A 5,292-nucleotide genomic window follows, 5' to 3' on the forward strand; every position below is an offset into this window, starting at 1 on the left:
GCACGAGAGCCTGGCTAACGGATAACCAAGCTATCCGTCGAAAGCGGTGTCCCGAAGTAACACGCTTGGGGATCAACGACTACCGTTTTGCCGTCGCCTTGCCGGGCCAGGGCATCCCGAGCCATCTGCTCGAACGAGATTTTCTCCGGCCCTCCGATGTTCTCGATACCGCCGAGCGGCTCACCTTCTGCTACCCGCGCGACCTCGTCGGCGAGGTCCTTGGTGGCGATGGGCTGGATCAGGGCGTCGGGCACACGCACTTCGTCGCCGACCGTCAACGATGCCGTGATTGCATCGGTGAACTCGGCAAACTGGGTGGCGCGGACGATCGAGTAAGGAACCGTCGCTTCTTCGATGAGCTTTTCCTGGGCGGCCTTCGCACGCATGTAGCCACTCTCGGGCAGCTCATCGCAGCCAACAATTGACACGGCAACATAGTGTCCAACGGCGGCGGACTTCGCCGCAGCCAGCAAGTTGGTGGTCGACGTGGTGAAAAACTCCATCACTGGCTCGTCGTCAAAGGACGGCGAATTAGACACGTCGACAACCACATTGGCACCGGTTAGCACATCGGCAAGCCCTTCCCCGGTCAGCGTGTTGACGCCTGTGCGAGGCGAAGCTGGGACCGCGTCGTGGCTGTGCTCCGTCAGCTTCTGGACCACCTGTGAACCCACCAAGCCCGAGCCGCCTATCACCACGATCTTCATGCTTCTCCCCAAAGAGACCCTTGCGATCACGCCGCCAATCGGCGCAGCGAAAGTCTAGCCCCGGTGACCAAGACTCCATATCCGCCGACGGGTTCATCAATGACATGATCTGCTGGTGAGAATCATTGTCACGGGCGGCAACAGCGGCGTCGGCAAGGCGACCGCCGCGGCACTTGCAGCCGCTGGTCACAGCGTCCTCATCGCGTGCCGCACCCTCCCCAAAGCGGAGCGAGCCGCGGCCACCATGGCCGGCGACGTTGCGGTAGCCCACCTCGATCTCGCCGATCTGGCCAGCGTGCGAAAGTTCGCCGACTCAGTGGATGGCGTTGACGTGCTGATCAACAACGCCGGTGTGCTTGGTCTGCCGCTGACCCGCACCGCCGACGGCTTCGAGGCGCACATGGGTACCAACTACCTCGGCCACTTCGCCCTGACATGCCTTCTCGCAGACCGGATTACGGATCGGGTGATCTCGGTGGTCAGCTCGGCCTACGCGCTGAGCCGCCTGCACATCGACGACATGAACTGGCACACCCGCAAGTACTCGAAGTGGGCGGCCTACGGGGAATCCAAGCTAGCCATCATGCTCTTCAGCCGCGAGCTGGTAAGGCGCGGAGTACGGATCTATCTGACCGATCCGGGTGCGACGGATACCGACATAACCAGGGACACCACCGGTGTGCTGCCGTGGGTGCGTGAACACACCATCCGCCGGTTTCCCGCGCACAGCGCGGCCACCGGCGCGCGGTCCACGATCCAGGCGGTCACCACCGACCTGCCAAGCGGCAGCTATCTCGCGCCCCGCTTCAGCCAGTGGGGCAAGCCGAAAGTGACCAGGCTGCGCAAGAAAGCGCGCGACACGGTGATGGCACGTCGGTTGTGGGAATTGTCTGTTGAGCTGACCGGCTGTGACTGGCCGGAGGGCGACGCCGAGTAGGTGTCCTGCGGGCGTTTGACGGGTGTGGATTGGCGGGTAAACCGCTGCGTGACCCAAGTACAAACCACGGTCGAACCGCGGCTGCCTGCCGCGCACGGGCCGTTGTCGATGGCCGTCCGGTGCAGTCTCACCGAACTGGCACCCCGTGATCAGCTGGCTCGCATCGGCCCGTCGATGCTCGACTCTGATCCCTACGGCTTGGATCTGCAGCTCGCCCTCTACATGTGCTACGAGCTGCACTACCGGGGTTTCGCCGGCGTCGACCCCACCTGGGAATGGAATCCCGGTCTACTTCATCTGCGCGGGCAATTGGAGCGGGCTTTCCTGGCCGGAATCCGCCGCGATGTAGGCCGTATCGAGCCAGGCCAGACGGCGGAAGCCGAAATGGATTCGCTCTCAATCGAAACCGCTGACGGGACCGGCCCGTCGTATTGGCTGCGCGATAACGGAACGTGGGATCAGATGCGCGAGTACTTCGTGCACCGATCGCTATACCACCTCAAAGAGGGCGATCCGCACGCGTGGGCTATTCCGCGTCTGATCGGCCAGGCGAAGGCGTCGTTCGTCGCGGTCGAATTCGATGAATACGGAGCCGGGCGAGGCCCGCAAATCCACCAGCAGCTGTTCGCCAATTTGTTGACCGCCGCCGGCCTGGATTCGACCTACCTCGCATACCTCGACAGGGTGCCCGCCGAATCGTTGGCGGTAGTCAACTTGATGTCGTTGTTCGGCTTGCACCGACAGTTTCGCGGAGCGGCCATCGGGCATTTCGCATCAACGGAGATCACCTCGTCACCAGGGTCGCGCCGGTTGGTCGAGGCTCTGCAGCGGCTGGCCGCGCCGCAGGAATGTGTCGCCTTCTACCGCGAGCACGTCGAAGCGGACGCCGTTCACGAGCAGGTGGTACGCGTCGACGTGGTGGGCGATCTCGTCGCGCGGGAACCGCAGCTGGATCACGATGTGGTGTTTGGTATCCGCGCGCACGCTGTCGTCGAAGATCGGCTAGCCGACGCCATCATGGCGTCGTGGAAGGCCGGGCAGACGTCGCTACGACGACCGCTGGGCTAAGCGGGCCCGCGCCGGGCGACATCGCCGATGGCTGGTGTCGCACAACGGATAGTCCTGGCTGCGCCGGCAAGTACAGATGGCCACCATGAATCGGTCGGATTCCACGACGTCGCCGCTCGGCGTCTCGATGCGCACCGGGCCGGGTACTAACACCGGGCCGTTGGGTATCACCTGCACCCGCGCGCGATCGGTCATGGCTTATCCGCCCGGATAACCACCAGTTCTTCAGTCCGGCAACCCTTTTTAATTCGGCCAGTGACTTCCAGCCAGCCGGCCCGCGCCGACAGCACTGGGCCGAACGGAATCAATTGGGATGCAACCACTTCAGCGTGTAATCCGGTTGATCGTAACGATTCCAGTGACTGCTGGACACCAGATAGCGCCGACTGCACCAGCAGCATGGAGCCGCCGGCGGCCAACATGCTGGCCGCCGATTCGCACAACGGATCCAACACCATCCGTCCGTCAACGCCGGCGTTCCAGGCCCACGCCGGGCCTGCGGTTATCGGGATGACTTCGGTGTCGCCCGCCGGAGGGGTAGGCACGTAAGGCGGATTGGACACGATGACATCGAAAGGCGCGTAATCCAGTGCCCCAGAATATGATCCCTCACGCACGTTGATCTCGACACCGGCGTGGACGGCATTGCCCCGGGAACAGCGCACTGCGCGTGGGCAGATATCGAACGCCGTCACGCTGGCCGCGCCCAACTCAGCCGCGGCGATTGCGACAACACCGCTGCCCGTACACAGGTCCAAGACCCGCCGGCCCTCGGCCAGTTCAGTCTTTTCGAGAGTGTCGATCAGCAATAGCGTGTCATGTTGCGGCGGGTAGACACCGTCGATATCCAGCGAATCGCATGGTGCGGGGTAAGCGATGCTCACTTCGGCCTTTCGAGGTCGTGATCGCCGTGCTAGTCACGGCCTGTGAGGTGATTCATGCCCACAAACCGCGATCTCGAAACCGAATGAATTAGCGAAGTCGCTATGTGCTCGCCGGCGCATGAGCCAATTGCTCGACAATCGCCGAGCAGAACGCCGCCAGGTCGGCGGGTGATCGGCTGGTCACCAGATTTTTATCGACGACTACTTCCTCGTCGACGACTCTTCCGCCGGCATTGCGTATATCGGTGCGGATGCTGGGATACGACGTGAGCTTTCGGCCCGCCACCACGCCGGCCTCCACCAGCGTCCACGGTCCGTGACAGATCGCTGCAACCGGCTTACCCGACTTGACGAAGTCACGCACAAACGAGACGGCCGAATTGTCCAAGCGCAGCTTGTCAGGATTCACGGTGCCGCCGGGCAGAACCAACGCATCGAACTCGTCCACCGACGCATCCGAAACCGCCCGATCGACATCGAACGTGCCCGCCGGCTCCAGATCGTGGTTACGTGCCTGGATCTCACCGGTTTCCAGGGAAAGCAGTTGAACCTGCGCACCCTCCTGGCTGAGCGCCGCGCGCGGCTGCTCGAGTTCGACCTTCTCCACGCCATCCGCCGCCAGAAAGGCTACTTTCCTGCCTTGCAATGAGTTCGGCATTCCGATTCTCCTTACGGTTTGAGAATGACCTTTGTGCAGTTGTCCTGTTTGTGTTTGAAGATCTCGTATCCGTGCGGTGCTTCGTCTAGCCGAAGTCGATGGCTGATCAGGAAAGTCGGGTCTATGTCGCCGTTTCGGATTCGGTCGAGCAGCGGCCGCATGTACCGCTGCACGTGACATTGGCCAGTCTTGATCGTCAACGATCGATTCATGATCGCGCCGATGGGGAACTTGTCCATCATCCCCCCGTACACGCCGATGATCGAGATGGTGCCGCCATTACGGCAACTCATCGCCGCTTCCCGAAGCGCGTGCGGCCGTTCGGTTTCCAAGCGTGCCGCCTGCTTGACCCGGTCGTAGGCGTCGACCACGGTTGAACCGTTGCGGGCCTCCATGCCGACCGCGTCGATGCAATGATCAGGCCCACGGCCGCCGGTGAGGTGGCTGAGCTCCTCGAGAACGGAGGTTTCCTCGAAGTTGACCGGTATGGCGCCCTTCTCGGCCGCCAACTCAAGCCGGTACGGCACCCGGTCGATAGCGATGACTTTCGACGCGCCGAGCAGATAGGCGCTAAGCACCGAGAACAGCCCGACTGGGCCGACTCCCCACACCGCGACGACGTCGCCGGGCTTGATATCGCACATCTCGGCGCCCATGTAGCCGGTCGGCAGAATGTCCGACAGGAACAACACCTGCTCGTCGCTGAGGTCGCCCTCGATCTTCAGCGGTCCCACATCTGCGAATGGCACCCGCGCGTATTCGGCTTGGCCGCCAGCGAATCCGCCGAGCATGTGTGAGTAGCCGAATAATCCCGCCGGGGAATGACCCATGAATTTCTCGGCGATCCCTGCGTTGGGGTTGGAATTTTCACACAAAGAGTAGAGGTCCCGCTGACATGCCGAGCACGCGCCACAGGCAATCGGGAACGGCACCACCCCCCGGTCGCCGGCGGCCAGGTTCGTGACTTCCGTACCGACTTCGACGACCTCGCCCATGACTTCGTGGCCCAGCACGTCACCGTGCTTGACGGTGGGGATG

At 62.7% G+C, this 5,292-nt stretch carries 7 protein-coding genes; 2 read left to right on the forward strand and 5 right to left on the reverse strand.

The features are described 5' to 3' along the window. Window positions 1-14 precede the first annotated feature (14 nt). Window positions 15-707 carry an SDR family oxidoreductase gene (locus WBF82_RS15090; protein WP_424383802.1) on the reverse strand — a complete coding sequence of 231 codons (693 nt, stop codon included), beginning with the start codon at window positions 705-707 and terminating at the stop codon, window positions 15-17. Between the two features lie 115 nt (window positions 708-822). On the opposite strand from WBF82_RS15090, the gene WBF82_RS15095 reads away from it, so the two are divergent. Together WBF82_RS15095 and WBF82_RS15100 are read left to right on the forward strand one after the other, a co-directional pair. Then, window positions 823-1,644 (forward strand): SDR family NAD(P)-dependent oxidoreductase, encoded by an 822-nt coding sequence (locus tag WBF82_RS15095; protein ID WP_424383803.1) that lies wholly within the window; start codon window positions 823-825, stop codon window positions 1,642-1,644. A 108-nt stretch (window positions 1,645-1,752) separates the two neighbouring features. Continuing rightward, window positions 1,753-2,712: an iron-containing redox enzyme family protein gene (locus WBF82_RS15100; RefSeq protein ID WP_424383808.1), complete on the forward strand. Its 960-nt coding sequence runs from the start codon at window positions 1,753-1,755 to the stop codon at window positions 2,710-2,712. Here WBF82_RS15100 and WBF82_RS15105 read toward each other — a convergent pair. The 4 genes from WBF82_RS15105 to WBF82_RS15120 all read right to left on the reverse strand — a co-directional run. Then, window positions 2,692-2,907: a CDGSH iron-sulfur domain-containing protein gene (locus tag WBF82_RS15105; protein ID WP_424383804.1), complete on the reverse strand. Its 216-nt coding sequence runs from the start codon at window positions 2,905-2,907 to the stop codon at window positions 2,692-2,694. The genes WBF82_RS15100 and WBF82_RS15105 overlap by 21 nt on opposite strands. After that, window positions 2,904-3,596, reverse strand: coding sequence for a HemK2/MTQ2 family protein methyltransferase (locus WBF82_RS15110; RefSeq protein ID WP_424383805.1), 693 nt, complete (start codon window positions 3,594-3,596; stop codon window positions 2,904-2,906). The genes WBF82_RS15105 and WBF82_RS15110 overlap by 4 nt, the downstream gene beginning before the upstream one ends. Window positions 3,597-3,696: 100 nt before the next feature. Next, window positions 3,697-4,254 carry a type 1 glutamine amidotransferase domain-containing protein gene (locus WBF82_RS15115; RefSeq protein ID WP_424383806.1) on the reverse strand — a complete coding sequence of 186 codons (558 nt, stop codon included), beginning with the start codon at window positions 4,252-4,254 and terminating at the stop codon, window positions 3,697-3,699. Window positions 4,255-4,265: 11 nt separating this feature from the next. Then, the coding region (locus WBF82_RS15120) for a zinc-dependent alcohol dehydrogenase (protein WP_424383807.1) at window positions 4,266-5,292 on the reverse strand (1,027 nt) is incomplete at its 5' end.

Source organism: Mycobacterium sp. (assembly GCF_049673265.1).
GTDB lineage: Bacteria > Actinomycetota > Actinomycetes > Mycobacteriales > Mycobacteriaceae > Mycobacterium.

Bases quoted from the DNA above. Each gene is read 5' to 3' on its own strand.
- WBF82_RS15090 (WP_424383802.1), bottom strand. From the start codon at position 707: ATGAAGATCGTGGTGATAGGCGGCTCGGGCTTGGTGGGTTCACAGGTG.
- WBF82_RS15105 (WP_424383804.1), bottom strand. From the start codon at position 2,907: ATGACCGATCGCGCGCGGGTGCAGGTGATACCCAACGGCCCGGTGTTA.
- WBF82_RS15115 (WP_424383806.1), bottom strand. From the start codon at position 4,254: ATGCCGAACTCATTGCAAGGCAGGAAAGTAGCCTTTCTGGCGGCGGAT.
- WBF82_RS15100 (WP_424383808.1), top strand. From the start codon at position 1,753: ATGGCCGTCCGGTGCAGTCTCACCGAACTGGCACCCCGTGATCAGCTG.